The following is a 26,866-nucleotide window of genomic DNA, read 5'->3' as shown; positions in this document are numbered from 1 at the left end:
CGTAGCCTAAGTGCGGCCGACTCATAAGGCTGCCGCATCGTGCTTCACGGCTGCGGCTGTCCGCGTCGGCGCCCATCGTCCTTGTCGGCCGGCTTGCTCGCAGTGCCTCCGGCCGGAGGCTGGGTATCGAGGCTGGCGCCGCCGCTTCCGCCGCCATAGCCGACCACCTCGACCATGATGATCGACGGCCGGTCGTTGGACTGCGGCTGCGTCACCGGTGCGGCCTGCTGGGTCGCCGCGGTCGCGTTGGAGGCCGAGGTCAATGCCGCCGTGTTTGGCGGCGGCGTGAAGCTGAGGCCGGTGACCGAGGTCGCCTGGACATTGAAGCTGTTGAGCACGGTCAGCGCGGCCAGGGTGACGCTGGTGCCGCGCAGGCCCGCGGAGCCGAGGTCGATGGTGCCGTGCGGCGCCACCAAAGTGACGTTGCTCTTGCTCGGATCCTGGCCCGGCAGGGTCAGCAGCGCGGCGATGCCGGCGCCGGTGACCAGGCCCTGCGGATTGACGTAGCAATAGCCGTCCATGGTGCAGATCTCGCCGACGGCCGGGCTCGAGGCGTAAGTCTTCGGCCCGGAGCCGGCGCTGATGTCGCCATTGGCGACGAACACGCCGATGTCGCCGCCCTCCTGTGTCATGATGCGGCTCTGGTTCACCGCGACGGAATCGTCGGTGAAGATGCGAATGTTGCCGCCGCCGAGCGTCAGGATGCCCTCCTGGCTCGGCGACAGCACGTCGGTGGAGCTGTGGCCGACGGTAATGCCGCCGCCGGGGCCGATGATGTTGACGTCGCCGCCCTTCTGGGTCTCCAGCACCGACGAGGCGACGTTCATCTTGCCGGTTGCGACCTTCGCCGCCGCGCCATTGGCGCCGCCCGTAGCGTTGTCGGTGTAGCCGAGAGCGGCGGGGAACAGGGTCGAAATGGCAGCATAGGCGCGCGCGTACTTTCCAGCATACTGGCTGGCCGGATCCTTGGCGTCCTTGCCGACCCGGATCAGCAGATCCAGCAACGCGCGGTCGACCAGCAGATGCTGCCGCGTCGCCGACAAGCCCTGGAAAGTGGTCCGGGCCTGGTCACGCGACTGGCCCAGCGCGGCCGCGATGTCGGCGAGGAAATCGATGCCGCCGCTGCCGGCCCGGGCCGGATCGACGTACTGCGCGATCGCTGCCGCATAGTCGATACCCGGCTTGACGCCGAACAGGATATCGAGCTCGGCGCCCTGCGATGGGAGATAGTGCTTGACGGTCGCAAGAGTGCTTCCGTTGTTCGCCGCTGTCAGTGCGCTGCCGTCGCCGACCGTGAGGACGCCTTGCCCATTTGTTGTGAAGGGACCGAGGTCACGTCCAGCCTGCAGCAGGAGGGTGCCGGGACCATAGAGCAGGTAGTTGCCACCGACCAGATCGTTGCCGGCGACGATGCTGGTGATGTCGCCGGCATTGTTATTCTGGCCGGTAAATTGGAAGCCTGTGATCTGCGGACCACTGCCCGTTGTCGCCACCACGTTTCCCGTAGCCGTGGCCGCGTAGATGTTGTTGCCAGCCTCGATCCGCGCCGGCTTGATCAGCGTCATGTTCGTGGGGACGGTCGTGGCGGGGTTGACCGCGTAGATATCCTGCCCTGCGGCGATGATCACCGGCTGCGGATCGTTGGCGTGCAGCGCCTCGGTCAAGCTGGGCAGCACCAGCCCGAGCGGGCTGATGTAGCTGGAGAGGCTGACTTGACTGTTGCCGACCACCTGGGTCGACGTCGTGACGAGGTCCGGCATGTTGAGCGAAGGCCCAAGAAAAATCGACTGTGCCGCGACGATACTAAGAGTGCCGGTATCGCTGCCGCTTCGGGTCGGAATCGGGACCAGGTTGGCCGCGGTTGCGCCGCTGAGATCGACATTGCCCTGCAGCGATACCACGTCGAGCGTGGCTGGCAGCGACAATCCTATTCTTGCTCCATTCGAGCTAAATGACGTGAGGGTGTGATAGAATAGACCACCCACGTTATTCTGGGTCGTCGTATCGATGGTCAGGGCGGTCACGTTGCCGGCAGTGCTCGCCAGTGCGATACCGCTGCCGGGACCGAACGTGGTGAAAAGATTGCCCCAGCCCGGTGCCAACGCCCCACTGCCGTTGGGCCAGAAGCCCAACGGCGTGCGCACGTCGCCATCAGACGGAAGGGATGCGGGATCATAGACCCCACCGAGAGTGATCGATCCACGCGCGGTGACGGTCACAAAGCCGTCCTGCACCGCCAGCAGCAGCGGCAGCGGGATTTGTCCGACGACGGCGGGGATGATGATGCTCGACCCCGGCAATGGCGCCACCTGCGACAACATCGTCTGTTGTTGGGTGATCGGATTCGACGGATCGACCTGGACCGAACCGCCGACCTGGATCATGCCGGTACCGCGGCCGACCAGGAAGTCGCTGCTCAGGAGGTCGCGGCCGGCCTTCACCACCAGATTGCCGCCGCCATAATAGGTAGCCACAGGGCCGATCAAATTGCCGCTGGCATCGCGGGCGCCGGTGCCGCCGCTGACCACCAGGGTTTCCGGCAAGGAGGCGCCGACATCGACGATGTCGGCGCCCGACGTCAGCGTGATGTTGCCGCCGCCGAGCGCGCCGAAGCCCTGGAAGAAGGTGTTGAAATTGATCCAGGCGGCCGTCTGGCAGTTCTTGGGGGCGGGGCAATTGACGGTGTTCGTAAATGGCGTCGCCGTTCCGTTCGACAAGCCGTAATGGATGTACCACGAACTCCAGAACTCGCCGGTCGGCCCATTCGGGATGCCGTACTGGCTGCCGGTGGAGTTATCGGTGGGGGTCTCGATGCCGATGATCGAGCCGCCGGCCGTCACCGTCACCGCGCCGCCGCCGCTCGACCAGGCCGGCAGGCCGACGAGGCCGTTCGGAGTGGTCTTGTAGAAAACACCGGCCGCAGGCACGGTGTAGCCAGCCGGCGTCACGACCCTTGCGCCCGCCGTATAGACGGCGCCGGGCGCCGCCTGGTCGATGAAGGCAACGTTGTCGGCTGCGGTCATGTCGATCGATCCGGTGCCGGTCCGGACCAGCGTGGGGATATAGATTTGTGTGCCAGAGACCGCCGCATCCAGATAGGTCGTATGCCCATTGATCAGCACGCTGCCGGTGGTGTTGCTGGCGGACGCCGGATCGGAGATCGCCACCACGGCATTGGGATTGGCCGAAGGCGTGGTGCCGAGCACAGCGCCGGCGACGAAGTCGTAGGAGAACGAGCCGTTGTTGGTCCCCTGCGTGATCGACATCAGGCTCGCCGCTGAGGTGGTGTTGAGGTCTCTGACGACCGCACCGGAAACCGAGGTCTGCGCCGGATTGTTGGCGATCAGGTTGGCGACCAGTCTGTAGCTCGTTGCGGCATTCTTGCTGAAGCCGTCGAACGGCTCGTAGAAGCCGTCGCTGATGGTGGCATTGATGGCGACGTTGTTGGCGGCGCGCAGCGCCAGCGTGCCGGCATCGCCGGCAAAGCCGCTCACGGTGGAGCGATAGGCCGGAGTGTAGCTCGTCAGCGGCACATTTCGGCTCGACGTCGGGACGCTCGCACTCGTCGGCACCATGCCGCCGAGATTCCAGTTGCTGGCGACCGTAATGTTGCCGCCGTTGACGGCCGTCGACGGATTGACGAGGGCGATCTCGGGCCGCAGGTGCAAGGTCGAGCCCGGCGTCAGGCTCTGCGCCGCCGCGCCGGGCGCCGTCGTCCTGATCGTCGCACCGGACAGGTCATAGCCGGTCAGGCTGGTCTGCTGGACGAACTTGACCAGCGTGTTCTGATAGAAATCCAGATGCGCCAGATAGGCGCCCGCGGCCGCGGTCGCATTCCCGGTCGCAGCGTTATAATACGAGGTCGGATAGATGCCCGTCGAGCCGGTCACGGCGGTCGGAGTGACGACCTGCGTACCCGCCCCATTGAAGAAGCCGGCGGGATCGATGATGCCGTCGAAATGCTGGTCCATCTGCGCTTTTTGCGCCGCGCTCAGCGCGTTGTACTGGGCGACCGTGGTGATGGAGCCGCAGCCGGCTGCAATCAGCGAGCATCCGTCCGTGGTGCTCCACACCGCATAGGCATCGAGCACCAGCCCGCCGCCGCTCGGCTGGCCGCTGGCACCCGCGCTGGTGGCGATGGTGCCGTGGAATTGCGCATTGAAGCCGCCGCCGGCCAGGATCGGTGCGCGCAGGATCACCTGCCCGCCGGTGTTCGAGATGTTGGCGCCACCGGGGCCGCCGCTGACATCCAACGTGGTGTTGGCGGCGACCGAAATCGCGCCCGAGGATGTCACGTTCTCATAGCCATAGGTCGAATTCAGCGAGCCGTCTGCCGCCGGCGTACCCGAGGTGCCGAGCTTGATGATGCCGCCATTCTGCACCAGCAGCGAGCTGCCTTTGGCGTAGTTCGGATTGTTCGGATCATCTGCGACCCAGGCCGCAGTCAGCCGCGTCCCGGCCCCGATGCTCACGCCGTTGGAGCCGTAGAGCGAGATCTGGCCGTTGAGGCCGCTGGCATCGAGCACCGTGAGCTGGTTGGCGGGGTTGCCGGCGTCACCGCTGCCATAGACCTGCACGCTGCCGTTCTCGGCATCGAGCATGATCTGCCCGGCGTTCAGGGCCAACGCCCGCGTACCGGCAACATTGCCGATCACGATGTCGCCCTGTTGCAAGGTCACCGCGACGCTGCCGGTGAAGCTCGTCGGCAGCACGCTGCCGGCCTCGAGCGTGCCGGCCTTAAGCGTGAAGTCGCCGCCGAGATCCTTGAAGGCGGCGTGCCCGTCCAGCGAGCCGGCCAGCCTGACAACGCCTGGGGCCTGCATGGTCAGCGACCCGGCAAAGCCGATGCCCACGCCTGAGACGTCGACGCTCGCCCCGTTGTCGATCAGCACGTTGCCGGTGCTCGACACCAGCCGGACCTTGCCGCCCGGCGCATCCTTGACGATGTCGAGCACCGTGACCTCGGAGCCGGACGCACGGATCGAAGCTCCGTTGCCGAGCTCGACGTCGCCCGCGGTCGCGATCAGGCTGACATTGCCGGATAGCGCCTGGATCTTCGCGGTATCGAGGATCGATGCGGCGGTGATGGAGAGGGCGCCGCCGATATTGCTGGCGACGGCGGCAGGCGCGGTCCCCGCCCCTGTCATCAGGTTGACGGCGCCCGTGGTGGTGATGGACTGGGTCGCGCCGCTGTTGACCAGGAGCACCGGGGCCGAAAGCTGCATGTTCGCAGCGCCGGCATTGAGGCTGCCGGTGCCGCTGAACGCGATCGCCCGGCCGGCCTTGAGGACGACCTGGCTGACGCCGCCGATCGTCTTGGCGCCGACATCCTCCGTCAGGGTATCGCCGGCACTCAGCGTCAGGCTGCCGCTGCCCGCGCTGCCGGTCGCCGTGACGCCGCGGCTGTTGGCGAGGCGAATGTTGGTCGCATTGACGGTGGTCTGCCCGCCCTGGCTGATCAGGCCGGCACTATCGAAGATCAGGGTATTGATGGGGTTTGCAGGATCGGCGCCGACGATCAGATTGCCGGAATCGACGAGATTGATCACGGTCGCGCTGCGCAGCCGGACCGTGCTGGCACCGTTGAAGTTGGCGAGCACGGCCGGGTTCAGCGAGATGCCGGACGTGCCATTGCCGATGTTGATGACGGAGCCGGCGATCTCGTAGTTCTTGGCCTTCAGCGAAGCCGTCGCGTCGAGCGCGCCGCCGCCGCTGGTGTCCAGCGTCAGCGCGTTGCCGCCATCGATCACCGCACCGACCCCGATCGAGAACTTGCCTTGAGGCGATGCGGCGGGCGGCAGCGGGCCCGGACCGCCATATTGTCCCGGCAGGTAGGTCCGGGTCACATTCACCAGCTTGCCGTTGGAGACCCGCAGCATCGCGCCGTCGCCACTGACGCCGGCAGTGTAAGTTACGTTGCCAGCGCCGTCTTTCGTCGCCACCGGATTGGTGCCGAACGAAATGTCGCGACTGGTGCCGCCGGGCACAGCGCCTTTGGCTTGAATCACGCTGCCGGCATCGACGGTGAGGCCATTGCCGGACGTGACGCCGGGGATCTGGGCCAGCGAAACCAGGATCAGCTCCGGCCCGGTCAGGGCGTGCGCCGCGTCGGTCTTGACCTCGAGATTGAGCGCGGTCGCGGTGATGTTCTGGACGCCGCCCACGATCGATGCGGTGCCGCCGATCAGGACCGAGCTCGCGCCGAGATTGCTGATCTGGTCGGCGTCGAGCACGAGATAATTCGCCGATCCCGTGCAGCCCGGCGCGCTGCCGGCCAGGCAGTCCGCAAGCGGGAGCGCCTGGTCGGACGCCAGGATCACGATGTTGCTGCCGCCGATCTGCACCTGGCCGCCGCTGCCGACCAGGCCTGGCGCCAGATCGCTGGTGCCGGGGCCGAACAGGTTGGTGCCTGCAAGGTTCAGCGACTTGACGGCTCCGAGCACCAAGGTGCCGCCGTCGATCGGCAGCGGCGGCGGGGTCTGGCCGACGGCGATCGCCTGGTTGCGGAAGAACGTGGTGCCGGAGGTGACGTCGATGCGAGAATATTTCGACCAGACCGACTTCGACTGCACCTGGAACAGCGCCGATTGCGACGAGCTCGCGCCAGTGAGCGCGTTGCCAAGCTTGCCGACGACATATTGCGAGCCGTCGGCGCTCGTCGCGCTCTTGGTCGTGCTGGAGCTGACATTGCTCGCCACCTGGACGACGCGATAGGCGCCGGGCAAAGTCGCATACATGCCGGGCAGCAGCACATAGGTGCCGGCGGCGATGCCGCTGCCGCCGGCGATGGTCACGGTTTGCCCCGGAGCGATCGCGTTCGGACTGTTACCGGCCGTATTGAAATTCGAGCCCGGCGTCACGGTGACGCCGGAATAATAGGGATATTGCGCGAAAGTCGGATCATAGGCGCCGACCGGCGCTTCATAGGTCGGGACCAGGGCGTAGACCTGACGCCCGTCAGAATAGGTTGGTGAAGTGGCGCCGGTGGACACGTTCTGCTGATATGACGTCAGCACGTTGCGGGAACCGCCATTGCCGGCGACGAATTCGGTCGCGTAGATGTCGCCCCCACCGCTGAGGTCGAGCACCGCGCCGGACTGCGTGGTCACGTTGTTGCCGAACAGGCTGATCGACTTGCTCGGCGGCGCGGTCAGGATCGGCGGCAGGACATTGCCGCCGATGCTCGTAGGCACGCCGTAGTACCAGGTGGTGTCGTCGACCGTGATGCCATAGGGGATATCGAGTCCGGCGGCGGAGACCGAGGTGAGGCTACCCTTGCCCAGTGTGACGGTGTCGGTGGTCACGAATTGCGGCTTGGTGCCGGTACCGTCGAACAGCGCCGCAATTGCCGCAGGCATTGTGGTCGGCGTGCCTACGATCATTGTGCCGAGCGGCGCCCAAAGCGTGCCGTCCTGATTGATTGTCTTCGCGCTCAGCACCACCCCGCCTCCGGCGGACAGCGGCGCCGTGGCTTGACCGTTCGGCAGGATGGTCAGCGTGCTCGCGGAGTCGACCGTACCCGTGGAGACCAGCAAGAACTGTGTCCCGGTGACCGGATAGATCTCCGTTGCCTGCAGGGTCAGATTGCCCGACGTGACCAGCGCGCCGGCATTGACGATTTGGTTGGTTCCGACGAAGCCGTAATCGGAGGACAGTAGCCGAATGGCGCTGCTGCTCACGAAATTTGCGTTTGCGACGTTGTCCAGCGCGATCGAACGTTGCAGATCGATCCATTTGGCCGAGACGTTCAATGTGCCGTCGGCAAGCGACGGCGCCGTGAGCATTCCATCTACCCGCGAAATCCCAACCAAACGGGCATAGCTCGCCTTCAGATTGACCGTCGTACCGCCGACGCTGGGGATGCATGCCGTCGTGCCGCAACTCGGCGCGGTATACGCGGCCGCATCACTCACTCCCGCAGGCAGCAACCCGCCGCTATTCGGCAGCAGAACGACATGTCCATTGCCGGCGATCAGCGTCAGCGCGCCGGGCACGGACACATCGACCGAGCCGCCGAATGCGATGCTGCGATTCGCGGAGAGCGTGACGGAATCGAAGCCGCTGTTATTCAGGGTGTCGGCGCCGATGAAGGCGCCCGCCGGGCCTGCGCCGAGCGCCGGCAGGTTTGCGGCGACGATGCCGGCCGGCTCGATCACGAGCGAACCAGACCCGACCGCGACGCTCAAGCTGCCGCCTGTGGCCTGCGGCGCGCCGCCGGCCGCGTCGACCACGCTGGCGAAGTAGATTTTGTTGCCGCTAAGCTGCAGGCTGCCGCCATTGCTCCAGGCATCCTGCCCGCTATCGCGTGGCGAGAAGCGGACCAGCCCGCTCGCAGCGGAAACCGCAGATCCCCGCAGATCGAACTGCGCACCGGACTGCGCGATGATGCTGCCAGTGGTGCCGATCGTGGCATTGACCGTTGCGGTCAGCGTAACGGTGCCGCCGTCGAGCACAGTTCCAGTGGAATAGGCCACGACCTTGGGATTGGGCACGAAGGTGCCGCTCACATCGAGCAGCGCCGTCGAGCCGATCAGGATGTCACCGCCCGACACGTTGATGGTGCCGCCCGATGCGATGACGCTGCCGCGGATGTCGGCCGTCGTTGTCGCGCTCAGCGCCACGACGGCCTGCGGGTCTGCCTCGATGCTCGCGCCAACATCGAGCAGAACGCCCGCATTGGCCGAGGCCAGCGTCAGGCCGGCCGGCTTGCGCCAGCCATCAGGCAGCAGCCCAACCGAAGCATAGTTGCGTACCAGCGCCCCTGTCGGCGCCGCGAGCAGGTTGCCGTTCACGATCGCGTTGATCTGGCGCGGGGTCACATGCGTGCCGGACGTCACTTTGGCGCCGCCATCGGCACCATTGACGACGACCTGTGAGAAGCCGCTGGTGAAGAACGAATTCGGCAGCACCAGTTCGCCGGCATGCGCATCCGAAACCGCGTAGCTCGCTACTGCGGACGCGCCGGTGCCGGCCAATGCGGCTGCGGTCTTGCTCGACACGTAGGACGTCGCCTGCGTGGCCTTGCCATCGACGGTCACGGTCGGCACCTGCAGGGTCAGCGTGCCGCCGCCGTCGAGCCCGTCGGCATAGATCGTACTGCCGAGCACCACGCTCGCGAAGTTCGCCGGGCTCGAAGTCCCGTCGGCTCCCTGGGGACGAACGTTGAAACTATTGTTGCCGCCGGTCCCTGAACCCGGGGTCACAATCGAACCGTTGAAACCGCCGGCATAGGTCACGAGAGACAGGCTACCGCCTTTGCCGACCGGCAGCGCATCGGATCCGGTCTTCAGTTTGCCCGTAGTCCCGACATAGCCGCCGCCGGACACGTCGATGATGCTGCCCGCTGCCAACACGATGCTCTGCGTCGCGTCGGTGAACACGCCGGTGCCGGTCGACGGCCCATTGCTGGCGGCGAGCGTGCTGATGCTGACGCTGCCCCCATTGACGAAGCCGGCGCCCTGCACCTCGTCGCCCGACAGGCCGCTGTCGTTGACCCAGAGCCCGTGCACGTCGAGCACGGCCCGGGAGCCGATCACGACCGCAGCGACTGGCGGCGTCTGCGGCCGGTTGACGGGATAAGTGAAGCCGGTGAGCCTGATGCTGCCGGCGGGCGCCGACAACGTGCCATCGATGGTGGCCACGTTATCCAGCGTGATGCTGCCGCCCGCGCGCACGGACAGGGTCGCCCCCGTCTCCATGCTCAGCGTGTGAGCGCCCTTGATCGAGATCGAGCCAAGCGACAGGTTCGACAGCGAATCGGTAAAGATCGGCAACATGCCGTTCGCCAAGGTCGGCGACCATGTCGCGGCGGTCGCAAAGCTCACCCCCGCAAGGCCATAGGGATCGGCGCCAGCATTGGCCTGCGATTCCAGCGACACGTCGTATGCAGTGGCACCGGCGGGGGTCAAGGTGAGGCCCAGCGAGGCACCGCTCGGCATCTTGTCGGCAGCGGCGACATTCGACGATCCGGCCAGGGCGCGCTGGCGGCTTCCGGCGATCACGGTAGCCACGATGTCGCCGGCGAGGATCGGCGCCTGCGCCGTCACATTGATCGCACCGCCATTGGCGCCCGCGACGTAGCTGCGTTCGTAATGCGCCCCGCTGCCGGCCAGCCCCGCATAGGTCTCCGTAACGCCCCAGCGCGAATGATCGACCGTGAAGCCCGTATAAACCGTGTATGACAGGTTCGGATCGGCACTGCCGATATCGTAGAGCCGCCCGTTGGAGCCGAGCAATCGCGTCGTGGTGATGACGCCGCCGGCATATTGCACATAGCCGCCGGAGACGTTGACGCTCGAGCCCGGCATCTGCACGACGTTCTTGGCCGACGAGGTAAAGCTGCCGCCCACCGTCAGGATCTGGTCGATGCTTTGCGGAATCAGGCCGACATAGCCGGACGCATTGAGCAGCGGGGATCCCACCCATTGCAGGCCGTCGGCGCGGGTGCCGGTCAACCGCGCATCGATGCTCACGGTCTTGCCAATCAGGGCGGCGGCCAGCGGCGTGTCGGCCACCTCGGCCTGGGTCACCAGGATGTCGATCTGGTTGACCGACATCGGCAGGGTCACACCGGCGATGCCGGAGACATCCACGGCGCTGCCGGCCTCGAGCAGAACGCTGCCACTGGTACCGTCGCCGCTGATGGTCAACGTCGCGCTTGGCGCCTTGATGAAGGCGCCGCCGAGGCCCGAACCGTGGCCCTGGACATCGACGCCGCCCAAAGCTTGGATCGTGAGCTGCGGCTGCAGCACGGTCTTGAAATAATCCGCGTTATTGGCGCCGTTCGCATTGGTGGGGGATGTGAGGGTCGATGTCGGCAGCGTGCCGCTGCTCTCGTCGGGCAGGATCGCGGTCAAGCTGTCGGCACCGAGCACGATATTCCCGGTGGTGGCCGTGATGCCGCTGGTGACCGTGCTGAGCAGGATCGAGCCGGTGCGCGTGGTGCTGGTGGTCGATACGATGGCGCCGAGCTGGTCGATCTGCCCGCCGGCCAGCGTGACCGCGCCATCATTGGAGATCAAGAGGCCGTTGGCGGCATTGGCGACGGGCGTGGTGCTGCCCTCGACGCGCACCTGCTGTGCAGTCTTGACGCCGACTAGGCTCGACAGCGGCGTCATCAGCGTGATCTGAGCGCCCGCAGCCAGAATGATCTGGCCGTTTTGCGTGGTGATCGCGCCGGCGTTGCTGACGCCGCCGGCGCCGAGCAGCGCCACATAACCGCCATCGCCACCGGAGCTCAGACTTCCGGTGGTGTCGATCCGCGCGCCGGCCTGAACCACGACCGTGCCGCCGCTCCCCTGCGAGAACACTGCGGCTCCTGCAACCTGATTGTTGAAGTCGGACGGAATGGTGTCCGAAAACAACCCGCTCTGGAGATACTGCTGATAATTGTTGCCGCTGAGATTGGCCGACAGGTCGAGCGTCGATGCGACCAGCGTATGCACATTGATCTGGCTGGTGCCGGTGAAGATGATGCCGTTCTGGTTGATGATGTAGACGGCGCCATCCGCCTTGATCGCACCCTGGATCTGGCTCGGCGCGATCCCCGACGCGATCCTGTTCAGCGCCGACCAATCGCGGTGGCCCTGCTGGTTGAACACGACCGTGGTATCGCGCGATACGTTGAAACTCTGCCAATTCAACAGCGCCTGCGACTGGGTCTGGTCGATGGTGACCGTGGTCTGGCCGTTGCCTTTGCTCTGGGTCGGGGTATTCGCGCCGACCCAGGTGGTGACGGGGTTGGCGACGCCCGGAGCGGCAAGGCCACTGTCCGGCACCAGCCCGCCGGCTGCCAACCCGCTTGGGATGGCCCCCTGCGCCGCCGCAGCAGCAGCGCGAGCCGCGCTCTGCGCCGCCTGCATGGCCTGGATCGCACTCAACGCCCGCGTCATCGATTGCTGACTGTTCTGCGCTGCCTGCTGGGCCTGTTGCGCCGCCGCTGCGGCCGCGGCTGCTGCGGCGGCGGTCGCCGACGACACCGGCCCGGCGCCTCCCAACGGACGCGCGCTCACTGCCGAACTCGCCGCAATCGCGATCGCAATCGTACTCACGCCGACGAGCAGCAAGGCACGACGTGAAGCGAAGCGGGTCCAGAAATGCGCAGGCATGCGGGGGCCTTTCGAAGCGACAACAAATCAGACCCACAGGCGCATCGGCCGGCGGCAGCCGGCCTGTGACGCAATCGACAGGCTGCGTCATCAGATCAACGTAAGCAGGTCGAGCGATCAGCCCTCCCCAAACCGCCGCGACGCCCGCCTGCACCCAAGCGAACGCGCCCGACGACTCGGGGATGCGCCTCTCCTCATCTCTAAGACTGTCTGCAGACCCCTAACACGCAGCCCCGGCGACAAAAATTTTCGGCTATATTGATTGAGTTCAGCCAGGAGCAGGAGCCGCGACATGAACGCGAACATCGAGAGAACGCGGAGTTGAACGCTGCCGATCTGGAGCTCGCTTGCGCGCTTGCGGCAGCCTCTCCTCAGGCAGTTCAGATCGAAAGCGTACCGGCCTCGCTGATCGGACCGTCATATTCGCCGCGACTAGCGATCGCGCCGCGCTCTCGCCGTCGCATCCGCCGACTTGATGCCTTTTTCAGCAGCCCCAAACAGGACGAAGTCGACTGAGCGCTCGCCCTGGGTCAGCACGATCCGCCGCGACTCGACCTTGTCGACCTTCCAGCCGCCGATGTCGTCACCGGTCCGCACGCGGACAACCTTGTCGGCCGGACGTCTATCGGCCGCACGGATCATCGCACGGCCCTCCCCGTTCTCGCTGACGATGCCAAGCACAACCAGGCTGGGCGGCGGCGCCGGCGGCGCTGCCTCTTGCCGCACCACAACTGGGGTCGCCACCTTCGGTGGCGGTCGCCGGGACGGTGAGAATAGCGGACGCTGATGCGTGGCCGTCAATTGCTGCAACGGCTGCAGTTCAACGGGATTACGGATGGCAACCTCCTCGCCGGCAGCGAGTGGAGCGATCGCGATCAGCGCGATGCCGAGGACCAGGGTGACGGAGATAAAAAGCCGACCGCCGGCAGCATGCTTGCGTGTCGTCAGCCCGACCATGCCTATTCTCCCACCGCCCGTCGATATGAGCGTCATCCGAACATGCGAGCATAACCTGCGTCAGGCGACGACGTCTTGCAAGTCCTGCAAATTGCAGGTCTTGCAAACCAATCTGCGGAGGTTCCGAGCGAACCAAGGCTGTTTGCGTCAAATCGATGAAGGCGAATCACAACTAAGCATTCTCGCTATGCGCGAGATGAGCTCATCGTCGTTACAACGACGTCATCGAATTCGAACACACTCCGCATGCTTCAGCGAAAGCGGCTTGCTGACGTTGCAGTCCACGATCGGCACCAAGACAATCATCAAAGACACATCCATCAAAGACCCATCGCGTCATGCGTTCGCGTCGCACTTCCGCCGGCCTCTCGGCCGGTCTCGCATCCTTACTGCGCGGAGGTGTGACGTTCGCCTCGCTCGCGGTCGTGGGATGCACATTGGGTCTTGGGCAAGCGCTCGCGGCCTGCGAACTGCACGCGCGGATGGGAACGATCACGCGCGTGGTGCAGATCCAGCTCGACAATGTGCATCTTTCTCGCGACGAACCGCTCGTCCCCTCGGATCTCGAACAGATGCCGCGCTTGCGTGCGTTTCTCGCCAGCAACGGAACCATCGGCAGCAATCGCCCGACTGCGCCGCCGTCACAGCGGGCTCCTGATGTCCTGGCCGTCCTGACTGGACTGCTTGGCGACCGCATGGGCGTTTCCATCGGCGACAGTTACGGCAGCTTTCGCAGCGACGGCAGCGTCGATTTCTCACCGGCCTTCGGCTACTGGACAGCAAGCGGAGGCGACGGCAAGCCGCTGATGCTGGCCGACAGCGGCAAGATGGCGGCGGCGCCGTGGGTTCCCTTCACCCGAGCGGGCTGCGACGTAGGCGCGTTCGCAGTGACCGGCCTCACGCTTCAGGCGCTGGACGCTGAGGTCGCGAACGTACTGGGGAGCTCGGAAGCAGAGGCCGCTGCCCGCGATCCCGCCAGCGCCGAGGCGGATCTCCTCGGCATCGCCATCCATTGTGCGCGCAACAGCCAAATTTGCGCTGATGGCCACGCACGACCCGATGTGCTGCCTGACGAACCCAACGGCTATATCGGCTTTAGCGGATTGCTCGGCAATCGTCATGTGCAACCAGCGATATCACCCGACGGCCCGGTGAAGGGGCTCGACGGCAGGGTGATTGCGGATCACGCCGGCCATGCCGGTTTTCCCGGCTCGAATCCAACGGCAGCCCAGTCGCTCGGCTACGCCGTGGCGATGCTCGAAGCCGGCGTGCAGGTAGTCTATGTCGCAATCGGTGATGCTCACAAAGACGGCGACCCGCGTGGCTCTGGCCCCGGTGAGCCGGACTATCTGATAAGGCTTGCCGATTACGATGCTGCGTTCGGATCGCTCGTGGACAGACTCGCCAAGCGCGGAATCACGAAGAGCAACACGCTGTTTGTCGTCATTTCGACCGGCAATGACCGCTTCACCGGCGGACCACCGCAAACACCGACATGCGACAGCTCTCACGCGCCGTGCGGCTACGGACCTATCGGCGCAATCGATGTCGCGATCGATCGACTGGTCGCCTCCCAGCGCCGCAATGTGACCAGCTTCGATATCCAGCGCAGCAGTACACCCGCCTTCTACATCCAGGGCAACCCGCGGCCGACCGATCCACTGACCCGCACCCTCGAGCAGGACGTCGGCAAGCTCACGGCTTTGAATCCGGTAACGACGAAGACCGACAGGCTCGCGGCCCAGCTCGCCGACCGCGCACAGATGCAACTGATGCACATGATCACGGCGAGCCCGAAGCGGACGCCGAGTTTCCTCATGTTCGGCGATACGAACTATGTGTATCGCACCACGAACAGTCATGATGATTGCGCTGCCTCTCCTGCTTGTGTCGCGATCAACCCTCGGGCTCCCTGGGTCGCCGGGGACCTCCAGCAAGCCGACGGCGGCGGCTGGTTCGGCCTCGTCGGGCCCGGCGTTGCGAAGCTCGGACAAACCGACATTGTCTCGTATCCTGCCGATCTGCGACCCACACTGCTTGCTTTGCTCGGGCTCGATGATGCTTACGTCCATGACGGCGTCGTGCTCGCCGACGCACTTGAAAGCCAGGCGCTGCCGCCGGAGATAGCCAGGTCCCGCGACGTCTACGCCGGGCTGGCCCGGGCCTACTGGAATTTGAACGCGCCATTCGGGCCGCTTGGCCGGGCCGGCCTGGCGCTCGCGACGCAGGCCATCAGAGGCAGCGATCTCTTCTACGAACGCTATCTCGGCGCCATTGGCGCTGTCCAAACGCGGCGCGATGCGCTGGCTCTGGAGATGAAAACGCTGCTCGACGGTGCCGCATTTGCGCACGTCGCAATCGACCCTGCTTATGCGGGCAGGCTCGTCACCCGCGCCGAGACGTTGATCAACGAGGTCGAGGACCTTGCCGGACAGAGCCTGGGACCTGCGGATCGTCCGTGGAAAGCGGCGCGCGATGCGCAATGACCACAGCGATGCCGGTCTGGACCGCGCATTACAGGGGAGAGCAGCCGTGCCCTTCATCGAACAGTCCCACCGAGGGCGCATCGCCTCGCTCGGCGCCCTGGCCGGCGCCTGGCTCGCAATCGGCGGCCTGCTGGGTGGCTGCATGATCGACAAGAGCATCGATCTGCCGGCGCGTGACCAGGTGACGGATCCGATCCGCGATGCCGATCTTCGTGCCCGCTGGAACGGTCCGGTCAATGTCCAACCGGGTGCTGCAGCGGCGTCCCGTCCGATCCAGCCGATGATGTACCCGGGCATCGAGCAAAATCCCGCTACCCCGTCCTTGCTCCGGGAAGCGACGGGATCAACGCGCCTCGCGACCGCGCTCGACGGCGATCTCCCGAACAAGGCCGGCGAGGTCGAGCTGAATTTCGAGAATGCCGACATCCAGTCGGTCGCGAAGTCCGTGCTGGGCGACAGCCTCGGGCTGAACTACGTGATCGATCCGCGCGTCCAGGGCGTGATCACGCTCGCTTCCGCGCAGGCCATCCCGCGCAAGGACGTGCTGCCGGTGTTCGAGAGTGTCCTGCGGATGACGAACGTCGCCCTGCTGCGCGAGGACAACCTGATCCGCATCGTGCCATTGCCCGAGGCGTCGGGTGCCGGTCCCGCGAGCTTCGGCACGGGACAACCAGGCTTTGGCGTGTCGATCGTGCCGCTGCGCTACGTGTCCGCGGCCTCGACCGCCAAGACGGCGGAGAGCTTCCTGTCACGGCCTGGCGCAGTGCGCGCCGACCAGGCCCGCAACCTGCTTCTGATCCAGGGCACCACGTCCGAACGCCAAGCGGTCCTCGGCGTAATCGCAACGCTCGATGTCGAATGGCTACGCAATCAGTCGGTGGCGCTTTATCCGCTGAAATCGACCGCGCCCGAGACCATGATCCGCGAGCTCGACAAGGTATTCGATACAGCAGAAGGCGGCCAAGGCCAGGGCGTGATCAAATTCCAGCCGGTGTCGCGGATGAACGCCGTACTGGCCGTGAGCCGCAACAGCAAGGTGCTCGAACGCGCGACCCAGTGGGTGCAACGGCTGGATCGCTCCGATCTCAGCGGCACCACGGTGCGAACCTATGGATTGCGGTTCGGCAATGCACGCGCCATTGCCCGAATTCTCAACGAGATGTTCGTCGGCCGTTCCGGGCAAGGCAGCCCAGACAGCAGCCAACAAAGCCCAACCGCTCCGGGACAGACGGCGGCCACCTCGCGCATCGACTCGCTCGGGAGCGGAACGCTGAGCAATCAAGGCAACAGCGGGACGACAGCCGCCGACAGCTCCGGCACGCCGGGCAAGGGCAGCACGCCGATCCAGGCCGCCTTTGACAGTTTTGGCGACCGCAAGGACGCACAGCAGGATGACGCGAACGGGCTCGGCAGCTCAGGCACCGGCGCAATGCCACGCGGGCTGTTCCAGAACGTCCGGATCACGGCCGACACCACCACCAATTCGGTCATGATCTACTCCAATCAGGAGGACTATCGCGTGATCGAACGGGCATTGGAATCGCTCGACCGGCCAAGGCTTCAGGTGGCGGTCGATGCCATGGTCGCCGAAGTCACGCTGACCGATCAGTTGCAATATGGCGTGCAGGCCTATCTCACCAGCGCGAACGCTGGCCTCGGGACCGATAAAGGCTCGGTCGGCCTGTTCAACGCGGCACAGTCAGCGACGCAATCCGCCCTGCTCGCGCGGGTGCTGCCCGGCTTCAATCTCCTGCTCGGGGCCGAAGCAAATCCCAAGCTGATCCTGAACGCATTGTCGACCTTGACCACCGTCAAGGTGCTGTCGGCCCCCTCTCTCGTGGTCGCAGACAACCAGCCGGCCATTCTCGAGGTCGGCAATCAGGTTCCGATCTCGACCGGCACAGCCACCGTATTGTCGAGCTCGAACACGGTGGTCAACACGATCACGCTGCACAACACCGGCATCATCCTCAAGGTCCTGCCACATGTGCATCCGAACGGAGCGATCGATCTGGAGATCGAGCAGGAGATCTCCAACGTGGTCAACCCCGCCGGGATCAGTGCGCAAAACCTCACGCCGACGATCTCGCAGCGGCGCATCCATTCGACCATCGGCACGAGCAGCGGCCAGACCGTGCTGCTCGGGGGCCTGATCAAGGAGGATGACGAGCGGACCGTGGAAGGCATTCCGGGGCTCGCCCAGATCAGATATCTCGGCGACCTGCTGAGCCAAAAAACCGACATCAAGAGCCGCTCCGAGATCATCGTGTTCGTCACCACCAAGCTGATCCGCAACAGCCAGGATGCCCAAGTGGTCGCGGAAGAATTCCGCGAGCGGTTGGATACGATGCGTCGAAATCCATCGAGCTTCGGAGCAAACGCGACAGCAGCGGGCCCACGCAGATAGCAAAGCACGCGCCGATGTATCTGCGCAGGTCCATGCTGGGCATTCTGGGGGCGGCGGTTGCAGCCGGCACGGTCGCAGCAGCCGAACTGACCGGGGTGCGGACGGAGGATAACGCCACGATCATCGCCCTCCGCGGAGACATCGAGGAAGGCGACGCCGACGGGACCGAGGCGCTGATCAAGACCGCGAATGACGACGGGCGGCTGGTGATGGCGATCCGGCTCGACTCGCCGGGAGGCAGCCTCGCCGAGGGGATCAAGCTCGCCGAACTCATTCGTAGAGCCAAGCTGCCGACCGTGGTGGTGAGCGGAGCCCGCTGCGCGTCGGCCTGCTTCATCGTGTTCGCGGCCGGAGTTGAAAAATTTGCAAGCTTCGGTGCCGCCATCGGGGTTCACGGCGTCTCCGACAGATTGGGCCACCAGAGCGCACAAACCGAAGCGGCGACCTTGGCGATGGCGCGTATTGCCGGCCTGTTCGGCGTCCCGCCCCGCATCGTCGGCCGCATGATCGTCACGCGGCCCGATGCCATCGCATGGCTCTCGCCGGACGACCTCCGCTCCATGGGAGCAATCATGACGGACCGCGTGGAGCAGCCTGCTCCGCCCGTTTCGGCCAGCAAACCGGCAGGACCGGCCCGGCGATGGCTGGTACGTGCACCGCATCGCGCCGATGAACCGTAGCTGTTGTGGCGGCTAACGGGTCATGCTCGCCCGCTCAACTCAACAGCACCACCCCACCCGGCAGCGAGACCGCGCTGGCGCCAAACAACTGCTCCACCTGGGCGACGAAATTGTCGAGCCGATCGAGCTGGAACGTGCCGTTCACGAGGCGGCGCTTGAGATCGTCATTCGTGATGATGATCTTGCCGGAGCGATAGCGATTCACCTCCTCCACCACGCTGGCGAGCGGCCGATCGCGAAAGATCAGCAACCCGGTTCGCCACGCCGACACCTGGGCCGTGTCGACCGGTATGACGGCCTGCAGACCTGCTGCCGAATAGCTCACCTGCTCGGATGCCCGCAGCTGAACCACGCGGCCGTCCTGCGCGACGGCAACGCTGCCGTCGAGGCAGGTGACCGCGACGACGCCATCCAGGCATCGTGCATTGAAATCCGCTTGGGATGCGCTGACGCGCCCGCCCGCGGCGACAAGCTCGACCGGTTTCTGCGACGCGAGCCGCGCTGTGACTGATGCCTCTCCGGCGATCAACTCGATGCGGAGTTGGTCCGGCGCAGGCCGCAACGCAACGCTGGTCTGCGTGCTGAGTTCGAGCGCGATGTCGGGCGTCAGCATCACTTTGCGATGCTCGCCCTTGGTGGTGCGGTAATCGGCCGAGAACTCGCTGATCGAAGGCCAGAGGCCGAATGGCGGGTGCACGACCATGTAGGCGGCCGCCGCGGCGATCGAGCCGCTGAGGACCAGGCGACGCGTCACGCTACGCGACGGCAATTGCGGTGACGAGGCCCCGCGAGGCGCCCTCGTCGCCCGCTGGTCCTCCTGCTCGTGGGCGAGCTCGCGCGCAGCAACGCCCGCCTGGCGAAACAAGCGCGCCGCTGTCTTGAACGCCTCATCATGCGCTGCACTTTGCTCGCGCCAGTGCCGTAGAGCGTCCAGATCGGACCGAAGCGGCGCGCCCGTCTTCAGACGAATGACCCAATCGAGAGCCTCGTCCAGTAACGGATCGAATTCGGGCGTCCACGTCGGCACGGTCACAATCGATCGCTCATATCCAATTCCGCCAGCTCCAAGCTCGGCCCGCTTGGCAATCCCGCCATGGGAAAAGTTCTGCGCCGGACGCCGCAACACGCGTCCATCGCATCCGGCGCGATCGAGCTCTTACCCGATAGACGACTGGAGCCTCGCTATCCCGCAGAAAAAAACTGCCGAAACCAACAAATTTCAGCCGGCCATGACGGAAATGCCACTTCTGCTTACCGAAATACCCGGTCGTTCCGGCCTGCGGGCCTCTCATCGCGTCCGTTTCATGCGTGTCAAGAGCGAGGCCGCGGACCGCCGAGCCGGCGAACCAGGGTGTAGTCCAGCGACGTTGCGCAGTGCTTGAGCGCCAGCCTCAGATCATTGTCGATGGTGCGCGGGCTGACTCCAAGCCGCGTGGCGACCTCGCGCGCCGGCTCCCCGTCGATCGCGATGCTCTGCAGCACCTCGCGCGCCCGCGTCGGCAATTCGGCGAGAGCGCGTTTCAAGGCATCGACCTCCGAGCGTGCCTCGACCACCCGCGCCGGATCTGGCTCCTCGTCACAAAAATCCAACAGCGCGTCGATCTCCGAGCTGCTGACCCGGTAATTCTGCGCCTTGCGGCGGTCATTGGCGATGTTGACGGCGATGCGAAAGATATAGTCGGCGGGGCTGCGCACCGTCACGCCGTCGGTCACCCGCTCGAGCCGCAAAAATGTTTCGTGCAACGCCTCATAGGCGAAGTCGGCGGATCCGAGGCACCGCGTCAGCCTCCTGATCAAGCTATCGTAATTCTCGACGAGCTGCCCCCGCAGCCGGATACGATTGACGTCAGCCACGTTCCGCCGCCCCCCAAGGCCAGCTCAAGCCCGGCTCGCTCGTGCGCGCGAGCCATGTCCGCAGCGCCCCTGGAGGTAGCGGCGCTGGGCGACACATTTATGACGCGAGTCCAGCGCGTGTGGAAACACAGGCCGGGCAGGCCCCTCCGTTCCCTCCGTGAGCTGCGGTCGCCGGATCATGACGGATCGAACTCGAGCGTGATCCGCTCATTGAGCAGGTCGGGCAATTCCGGTGGAATCGGCGGCAGCGGCTGCGCCCGGCGGATGGCGTCCATCGCTTCCTTGTCGAGCACGGCTTGACCCGAACTGGTCTTCACCCAGACGCCGAGCAGCGTGCCATCCCGGCGCATCGAAAACAGCACATCCACCGCGCCGCGCAGCCGCGCCGAGCGAGCAGCCCTGGGATAGCGCTGGTAGCGCGCAACGTGACGCAGCAAGGCCTGCTGGAAGCGCGCCGTGGCTCCGTTCGGCGGAGCTTCCAGCGGCGCCGGCAAGGCAACCGCGCCCGACGCGGGTCGCTCGGTCGGCAGCGACGGAGTCATCGGCGTCAATGCGGCGAGATCAACTGTGGCGGCGTCCGCATCGTTGATCGGGCTATCGACGCGGCTCGCAACGTGGCCGGCCGAAGGTAGCTCCGTTGCGGCAACGGGAATCGACGCCGGCGCCGGCCGGGGCAGCAATTGGACCTGCACCATCGCACTTCGCTCCCGTGCGGACGTCTCCGCCGACAGTTGCGAGCGGATCCAATAGATGCCGCCGACATAGAGCAAGGTGACGACCGTCGGAACCAGCACCAGCCGGAGCGCTTCGCTTTGGGTCCAGGATTCTTGAGACGCGGCCGCGACGAAAGGACTCGTCGCCCACAGCGCGGGAGCCCGCTCCTGTCCGCCGCCGGCCTCGCCCTTCATTGCATCGACCTCACGACGATGACGACCCGCACCGGCTGTGCTGCGTGCGCCGGTGTCGGTCGGCTGACGGTGAGGCCTCGTAGCGCCGCCTCCACTGCAGCGTCGCGGCCCTCACTGCCGGTTGAGCGGACCAGCGCGACCCGCTGAACGGTGCGCAGCGGATCAATCCACAGATCGAGCGTCGCGCGATAATTGCCGCCGCGCGTCTCCGAATTCTTTTGCAGCACTTTCTGAATGTCGGCCTGCAGGCCCTCGCTGTAATCGCGCAGCCGGCCGGCATCGTCTGCTTCTTCCGTCGCGCGCACGCGAAGCGTGCCCAAGGACAGCTCCGTTGCTGCCGGCACGCTCATCAAAGCAGCCCCGGACGGCGCGTCGCGCAGAGCGAGCGTGACGGCGTTCGGTCGGGCATACTGAACCTTCAGGTCGGTCCCGCTCAAGAGCGTCGCAAGCGCTTCTGCCGGCGTGTAGTTGCCCTCGACAGCGGCTGACGTGCGACCGACTGCGGAATGGCTTTCATACAGCACCTGTACGCCGGCTTTTTCCCCATAGACCTGCAAGGCGTTCGCCAGCGGTTGCGCAGGGATATGAAAGGCGATCGCCACCTGGCTGGACCGGGGCCCATCCTCTGCTGCTGCAGCGGCGATCCCGATGACCAGGATCGATCCCAGCATCGCAGCCAGCCAGCTCTTGCGTGCGCCGAACGGCGAACGTGGGACGCAGTGACCTGCGTTGCGCACGCACCGCATCGCGAGGCTTTCTCCGAGTCGGCTCGAAGTCAATGGCAGAGCGGTGATGCAGGCCTTCGCATGTCGGGTGCATTCGGTCATGACAGCGAGACGCCATTCAGCTCTTCATTATGCACGACTTGAGATCGGAAGAGCCGGCAGCGCGTGAACCGCGGGGTCGGCTTGCGCTGTGGTATCGCTCAAATGTGACAGCCGTCTAACCACCCGTTCCAAGTGAGTTCCATTTAAGAAGCTTCTGAAGGTTGAAAACCTTGGCTCGGCAGTGACTTCATGACGATGCCGACGTCTCTTTTCATTCGAGGGGGCTGCCCCCAACAATCATTATTTCTGAAAATAAGAAATCAGAATACCTTTCGCCAAGGGCGGAGCGACATATGCTCCGTCGATCCCAGTTCGCTCGTTCCGCCGAATACGCGGTGGCGCAATACAGATGAATGCGCCACCCGGAATACACCTGCGCCCGCTCCGATCGGTCTTACCCGCAACCTCGCTAGTGGAGGAAGCGGAGACGGCTCGGCATACGCCGACGGCCGTCCTATCGGCGAGAGGCAACAGAGCTTCGCTGCTGAAGCAGTCTATGCCGCCACGCTGGATACGGGCTCGGAGCCTGCGCGCTCCGCCCGACGATCATCGCTCGAAATGCGTGAGTGTTTCGGAGAGAAGATTGATCGTCGCTTCCAGATTGTCACGCCGCGCACGCAACGACTTTGCGAGCGTCGGATAGCTGACATGGGCCACGTCCGAGATCTGGCATTGCCGCTCCTCGGCCTCGATGTCGGCAGTCATGGTGTCGAGATTGACCCTGAGACTGTCGATGAGACCGCGGACGCGCGTGACCCCATTAGACGGCTGTCGATCGATTGTTTCGGAACGGAGCAAGGGCATCATCACATTGACCTCGATTGTCCGGCATTGGCACAGATCACGGACCACTCCGTGACCCCAGCGCCGACAGCAGCAAGCGGGGTGCCAGTCAGGTTCGGGCGGAACGAGCGGCCTCTGCCGTCGAATACCTCCCTATCGTCCACAGCTCATTGAGAATTCGGGCTGGACATGGGTTAAAGCGCGCGAGCGAGCGCGGTAGACTCACCGCGCCATCACTGCAGGATTCGCAACGTGCCCGATCCCCAGATCGTCTGCCCGAACTGTCGCACCGAGATCCATCTGACCGAGCAGCTCGCCGCCCCGCTGATCGAGGAGACGCGCCGCAGGTTCCAGGCCCAGCTCGCCGCCAAGGAGGCCGATTTCGGCCGTCGCGAGCAGATCATCAAGAAGGCGCAGGATGAGCTTGCCAAGGCAAAGGCTGCGATCGAAGAGCAGGTCGCAAGCCGGCTGAAGGCCGAGCGTGGGGCGATCGCGCAGGCCGAAGCCACGAAGGCACGGCAGGCGCTGGCGGACGAGATCGGCGCCCGCGATCAGAAGCTCGCCGAACTGCAGCAGGTTCTCTCCAACCAGGATGCCAAGCTCGCCGAGGCCCAGAAGGCCCAGGCCGAGATGCTTCGCAAACAGCGCGAGCTCGACGAAGCCAGGCGCGAGATCGAGCTCACGGTCGAGAAGAAAGTCCAGGAGAGTCTCACGGCCGTGCGCGACAAGGCCCGGCTCGAAGCCGAGGACGCGTTGAAGGCCAAGGTCGCGGAGAAGGAGACGCAGATCGCCGGCATGCAGCGCCAGATCGAAGAGCTGCGCCGCAAGGCCGAACAGGGCTCGCAGCAGCTGCAGGGCGAGACCCTGGAGATCGCGTTGGAGTCGCAGCTGCGCGCGCGCTTTCCCCGCGACCTGATCGAGCCGGTGCCGAAAGGCGAATTCGGCGGCGACGTAGTGCACCGGGTGGTCGGGCCGAACGGCCAGGCCTGCGGCGCGATCCTGTGGGAATCCAAGCGCACCAAGAATTGGAGCGACGGTTGGCTTGCCAAGCTGCGCGACGATCAGCGCGCCGCCAAAGCGGATATCGCGATGATCGTCTCCACGGCGTTGCCCAAAGGCGTCGACGGATTCGACCTGATCGACGGGGTCTGGGTGGCGGAGCCGCGCTTCGCGATTCCGCTGTCGCTGGCGTTACGCCAGTCGCTGATCGACTTGGCGAGCAGCCGGCTCGCGCAGGAAGGCCAGCAGAGCAAGATGGAGCTGGTCTATGTCTATCTCACCGGCCCTAGGTTCCGTCACCGCATCGATGCGATCGTCGAGCGCTTCACCGAGATGCAGTCCGATCTCGACCGCGAGCGCAAGACCATGATGCGGCTATGGGCCAAGCGCGAAGAGCAGCTCCGGGGCGTGCTCGACTCGACCGCGGGACTCTATGGCGATCTTCAAGGCATCGCCGGACGCGCCATGCAGGAGATCGAGAGCCTGGACGTTCTCCTCATTGAGGCAAACGGCGAGGCCGCGGAATAAAGCACGCCTGATCGGTTGTAACGGCGCGTAGGGTGGGCAAAGCGCGTAGCGCGTCCCCACCACCGATCAACGCATGATGGCGGGCACGGCGCTTGTTCCATCGCATGTGGTCGGCACCGGGCGGTAAACTCGCCCTTGCCTACTCTGCACGATCTGCAATTGACCCAGCGGCGAACGATCGTTCGAGCCCCCGCCCATCCGCCGGTGCAAATCTTTTCTCGTTCGTGCGCATGCTGGTCTGCTAGGATCGGCCGATCACGGTCGTCCCGGTTCCTGTCCGTCATGGTTGTCGACGAGCGCCTCCGTCTCCTCGCCCCAACGCTACTGAGCTACGTCATGATCGCAGCAGCGATCGGGGCGCCATACGGATATGCGACGTCGATTGCCGCCGGCGCGGGCCTTCATGGGCTGATCCGGGGCGCCGTGACCGGCGTGCTCATAGGCACCGCCGTGAGCTGGCTCAGCTTCTTCGTCCTGCAGGCGCCCGGCTCGCGGCTTGCGCGCACGTCGTTCATGGTCATCGTCGCCGTGCGCTCCCTGGTCTATCTCGTGGTCTTCCTGGTGGCCATGGCTATCGGGCAGCTGCTGATTCCCAACCATCCGCCGGCCCGGCCGATCAGTATCTCCGGCGATGACGTCCTGTTCTGCTTTGCCGCCACCTTCGTAGTCAGCTTCCTGTTCGAGGTGAGCGGTCTTCTGGGCCAGAACGTGCTGCTGTCCTTCGTAACCGGACGCTATCATCGTCCAAAGGTCGAGCAGCGCGTGTTCCTGATCATGGACATGAAGAACTCGACCGCAGCGGCCGAACGACTGGGCGAAGTCGACTTTCATCGGCTGCTCAATCGCCTCGTGACCGATCTCAGCGGGCCGATCGTGCTGCACCACGGCCGGATCTACAAATATGTCGGCGACGAGCTGATCGCCACCTGGCCGCTCGCCCAAGGGCTGAAGGACGCGGCATGCGTGCGCGCCTGCTTCGCCGCGCTCGCGCGGCTGGCTGCGCACAAAGCGGACTATGAGCGCGAGTTCGGAATCACGGCGCAGATGCGCGCCGCCCTGAATTGCGGACAGGTGGTGGTCGGCGAAATGGGATCGATCAAGAAGGAGATCGCTTTGTCGGGCGATGCGCTCAACACCACGGCGCGCCTGGTCGACGCCTGCCGCGAGCGCGGTGAAACGGTGATTGCCTCGGCCGAGCTTCTCGATGGCCTGACGCTTCCGCCGGGAATTGCAGCGCGGTCGCTGGGCCTGATCCGGCTGCGCGGCAAGGAACAGGCCATCGACCTGTGTGCGCTGGCAGAGGCTAAGACCGATACGCGCGCCGCGGCCTTGTGAGAGAGGGCACCCGCGACTTTAAGACTCGTATCGAACCACTGGCGGGCCGATCCGATCGAGCCGCGTCAACTATCGAACAGCGCAGCTTCGGTGAAGGCGAGGTCGCCGAGCCGCGGCGGATGCGGGCCCTTGGCGTACTTGCGGCCTCGCTGTTCCGAGTACCAGCCGATCAGGCCCGGCACCGGCGCGTTCGAATCGAAGCGCACGAGGAGACCGCCGCGGCGGACCAGGAAGCGGCCGAGATTGCCGGCGAAGCGGATGAGATCACCAATATCGCGGCAATAGAGCAGCCGGAACACCGGCACGCGATTCCTGACCAAGTGCTTTTGAAACACGAAAGGATGATAGTTGTTGCCATCCTGCACGACGAGGCTGAGGCAGCCGAACTCTTCATGCCGCCGCAGCAAGTCGACCTCATAGTCGGAAAGGCCGGCGCTCTCGCCTGCAGCGAGCGGCCGCACCGTCGCCCGCGACACCGGCTTCGACAGTGCGAGCGCCGCGTAGATCTGGCCGCGGCAATAGACCGAGAATCCCTGCGCCTCGACCTGCGGCCAAGTGTGCGGCGCCGGCGTGATGTTGAAATAGGTCACACGCTTGTCGCGGGTGGCGGCCCTCACCAGGAGCGAGCTGAAGGCGCGAAACTCAGGCTCGACATACCAGCTCGAGACATTGCAGCGGACGACGGTCTCAGATCCCGCGAGCACCTCGGAGAACAACAGCAGGATCACGCCGACCGCGGCTCCGTCCTGTTCGAGACAGTATCCGAATGCCGGATAGCCGTGCGGACGCGGGCGCGTTGCGTGCCGCTGCAGGCCTCGCAGCCAATATTGCTGCGAGCAATGCGGAAAGCCACGGTTCAACAGCGCGGCGATCGCCGCCAGATCGGCCTCGCCGATCTCACGCACGCGAACGCCCGGGCGAGTTGCCGTCACGGGCTGCGCTGCATTGGAATTGTCTGCTTCACGACCGAATTGCATTCAGCGACGCTCAGGTCT

Annotated in this window: 13 protein-coding genes; 5 read left to right on the top strand and 8 right to left on the bottom strand. The window is 65.2% G+C overall.

Annotation, left to right across the window (positions count from 1 at the left end; all coding sequences use genetic code 11):
• Window positions 1–44 precede the first annotated feature (44 nt).
• Both QX034_RS20200 and QX034_RS20195 read right to left on the bottom strand, forming a co-directional pair.
• Window positions 45–12,107: a filamentous hemagglutinin N-terminal domain-containing protein gene (locus QX034_RS20200; protein WP_316195714.1), complete on the bottom strand. Its 12,063-nt coding sequence runs from the start codon at window positions 12,105–12,107 to the stop codon at window positions 45–47.
• A gap of 432 nt (window positions 12,108–12,539) precedes the next feature.
• Complete coding sequence (locus tag QX034_RS20195; protein WP_315728450.1) at window positions 12,540–13,064, bottom strand: hypothetical protein; 525 nt, start codon at window positions 13,062–13,064, stop codon at window positions 12,540–12,542.
• A 482-nt stretch (window positions 13,065–13,546) separates the two neighbouring features.
• Between QX034_RS20195 and QX034_RS20190 the strand changes: the two genes are divergently transcribed.
• From QX034_RS20190 to QX034_RS20180, 3 genes are read left to right on the top strand one after another with little or no spacing between them, the layout of a single operon-like run.
• Window positions 13,547–15,550 (top strand): hypothetical protein, encoded by a 2,004-nt coding sequence (locus tag QX034_RS20190; protein WP_315728452.1) that lies wholly within the window; start codon window positions 13,547–13,549, stop codon window positions 15,548–15,550.
• Between the two features lie 46 nt (window positions 15,551–15,596).
• Window positions 15,597–17,957 (top strand): type II secretion system secretin GspD, encoded by a 2,361-nt coding sequence (gene gspD, locus QX034_RS20185; RefSeq protein ID WP_315700768.1) that lies wholly within the window; start codon window positions 15,597–15,599, stop codon window positions 17,955–17,957.
• A 32-nt stretch (window positions 17,958–17,989) separates the two neighbouring features.
• The gene (locus QX034_RS20180; RefSeq protein WP_315700769.1) at window positions 17,990–18,637 is read left to right on the top strand and encodes an ATP-dependent Clp protease proteolytic subunit; all 648 of its coding nucleotides are present in this window, start codon (window positions 17,990–17,992) and stop codon (window positions 18,635–18,637) included.
• A 34-nt stretch (window positions 18,638–18,671) separates the two neighbouring features.
• On the opposite strand, the gene QX034_RS20175 is transcribed toward QX034_RS20180, so the two are convergent.
• The 5 genes from QX034_RS20175 to QX034_RS20155 all read right to left on the bottom strand — a co-directional run bounded on the left by QX034_RS20175 (window position 18,672) and on the right by QX034_RS20155 (window position 23,033).
• Window positions 18,672–19,670 (bottom strand): FecR family protein, encoded by a 999-nt coding sequence (locus QX034_RS20175; RefSeq protein ID WP_315766635.1) that lies wholly within the window; start codon window positions 19,668–19,670, stop codon window positions 18,672–18,674.
• A gap of 278 nt (window positions 19,671–19,948) precedes the next feature.
• Window positions 19,949–20,491 (bottom strand): RNA polymerase sigma factor, encoded by a 543-nt coding sequence (locus QX034_RS20170; protein ID WP_315700771.1) that lies wholly within the window; start codon window positions 20,489–20,491, stop codon window positions 19,949–19,951.
• Window positions 20,492–20,667: 176 nt separating this feature from the next.
• Entirely contained in the window at window positions 20,668–21,399 is a 732-nt protein-coding gene (locus QX034_RS20165) for a TonB family protein (RefSeq protein WP_315700772.1), read from the bottom strand.
• Entirely contained in the window at window positions 21,396–22,136 is a 741-nt protein-coding gene (locus QX034_RS20160) for a secretin and TonB N-terminal domain-containing protein (RefSeq protein WP_316173388.1), read from the bottom strand. Before QX034_RS20160 ends, QX034_RS20165 begins: the two co-directional genes overlap by 4 nt.
• A gap of 636 nt (window positions 22,137–22,772) precedes the next feature.
• On the bottom strand, window positions 22,773–23,033 hold the full coding sequence (locus QX034_RS20155) for a hypothetical protein (protein ID WP_316184097.1): 261 nt from the start codon (window positions 23,031–23,033) through the stop codon (window positions 22,773–22,775).
• A 228-nt stretch (window positions 23,034–23,261) separates the two neighbouring features.
• On the opposite strand from QX034_RS20155, the gene QX034_RS20150 reads away from it, so the two are divergent.
• On the top strand, window positions 23,262–24,536 hold the full coding sequence (locus QX034_RS20150) for a DUF2130 domain-containing protein (RefSeq protein WP_316195713.1): 1,275 nt from the start codon (window positions 23,262–23,264) through the stop codon (window positions 24,534–24,536).
• A gap of 336 nt (window positions 24,537–24,872) precedes the next feature.
• Window positions 24,873–25,871, top strand: coding sequence for an adenylate/guanylate cyclase domain-containing protein (locus QX034_RS20145; RefSeq protein ID WP_316195711.1), 999 nt, complete (start codon window positions 24,873–24,875; stop codon window positions 25,869–25,871).
• A 65-nt stretch (window positions 25,872–25,936) separates the two neighbouring features.
• Here the strand turns inward: QX034_RS20145 and QX034_RS20140 are convergent, their stop codons facing one another.
• Window positions 25,937–26,848 carry an acyl-CoA acyltransferase gene (locus QX034_RS20140; protein WP_315700777.1) on the bottom strand — a complete coding sequence of 304 codons (912 nt, stop codon included), beginning with the start codon at window positions 26,846–26,848 and terminating at the stop codon, window positions 25,937–25,939.
• Between the last annotated feature and the right edge of the window lie 18 nt (window positions 26,849–26,866).

Source organism: Bradyrhizobium sp. SZCCHNR3119 (assembly GCF_032487775.1).
Taxonomy (GTDB): domain Bacteria; phylum Pseudomonadota; class Alphaproteobacteria; order Rhizobiales; family Xanthobacteraceae; genus Bradyrhizobium.
The sequence above is the reverse complement of the archived record's forward strand: the minus strand, read 5'-3'. Positions and strand labels throughout refer to the sequence as shown.

Coding starts and splice junctions, on each gene's coding strand:
- QX034_RS20200 (WP_316195714.1), bottom strand. CDS start 12,107: ATGCCTGCGCATTTCTGGACCCGCTTCGCTTCACGTCGTGCCTTGCTG.
- QX034_RS20195 (WP_315728450.1), bottom strand. CDS start 13,064: ATGGTCGGGCTGACGACACGCAAGCATGCTGCCGGCGGTCGGCTTTTT.
- QX034_RS20190 (WP_315728452.1), top strand. CDS start 13,547: ATGGGAACGATCACGCGCGTGGTGCAGATCCAGCTCGACAATGTGCAT.
- QX034_RS20180 (WP_315700769.1), top strand. CDS start 17,990: ATGCTGGGCATTCTGGGGGCGGCGGTTGCAGCCGGCACGGTCGCAGCA.
- QX034_RS20165 (WP_315700772.1), bottom strand. CDS start 21,399: ATGAAGGGCGAGGCCGGCGGCGGACAGGAGCGGGCTCCCGCGCTGTGG.
- QX034_RS20155 (WP_316184097.1), bottom strand. CDS start 23,033: ATGATGCCCTTGCTCCGTTCCGAAACAATCGATCGACAGCCGTCTAAT.
- QX034_RS20145 (WP_316195711.1), top strand. CDS start 24,873: ATGATCGCAGCAGCGATCGGGGCGCCATACGGATATGCGACGTCGATT.
- QX034_RS20140 (WP_315700777.1), bottom strand. CDS start 26,848: ATGCAATTCGGTCGTGAAGCAGACAATTCCAATGCAGCGCAGCCCGTG.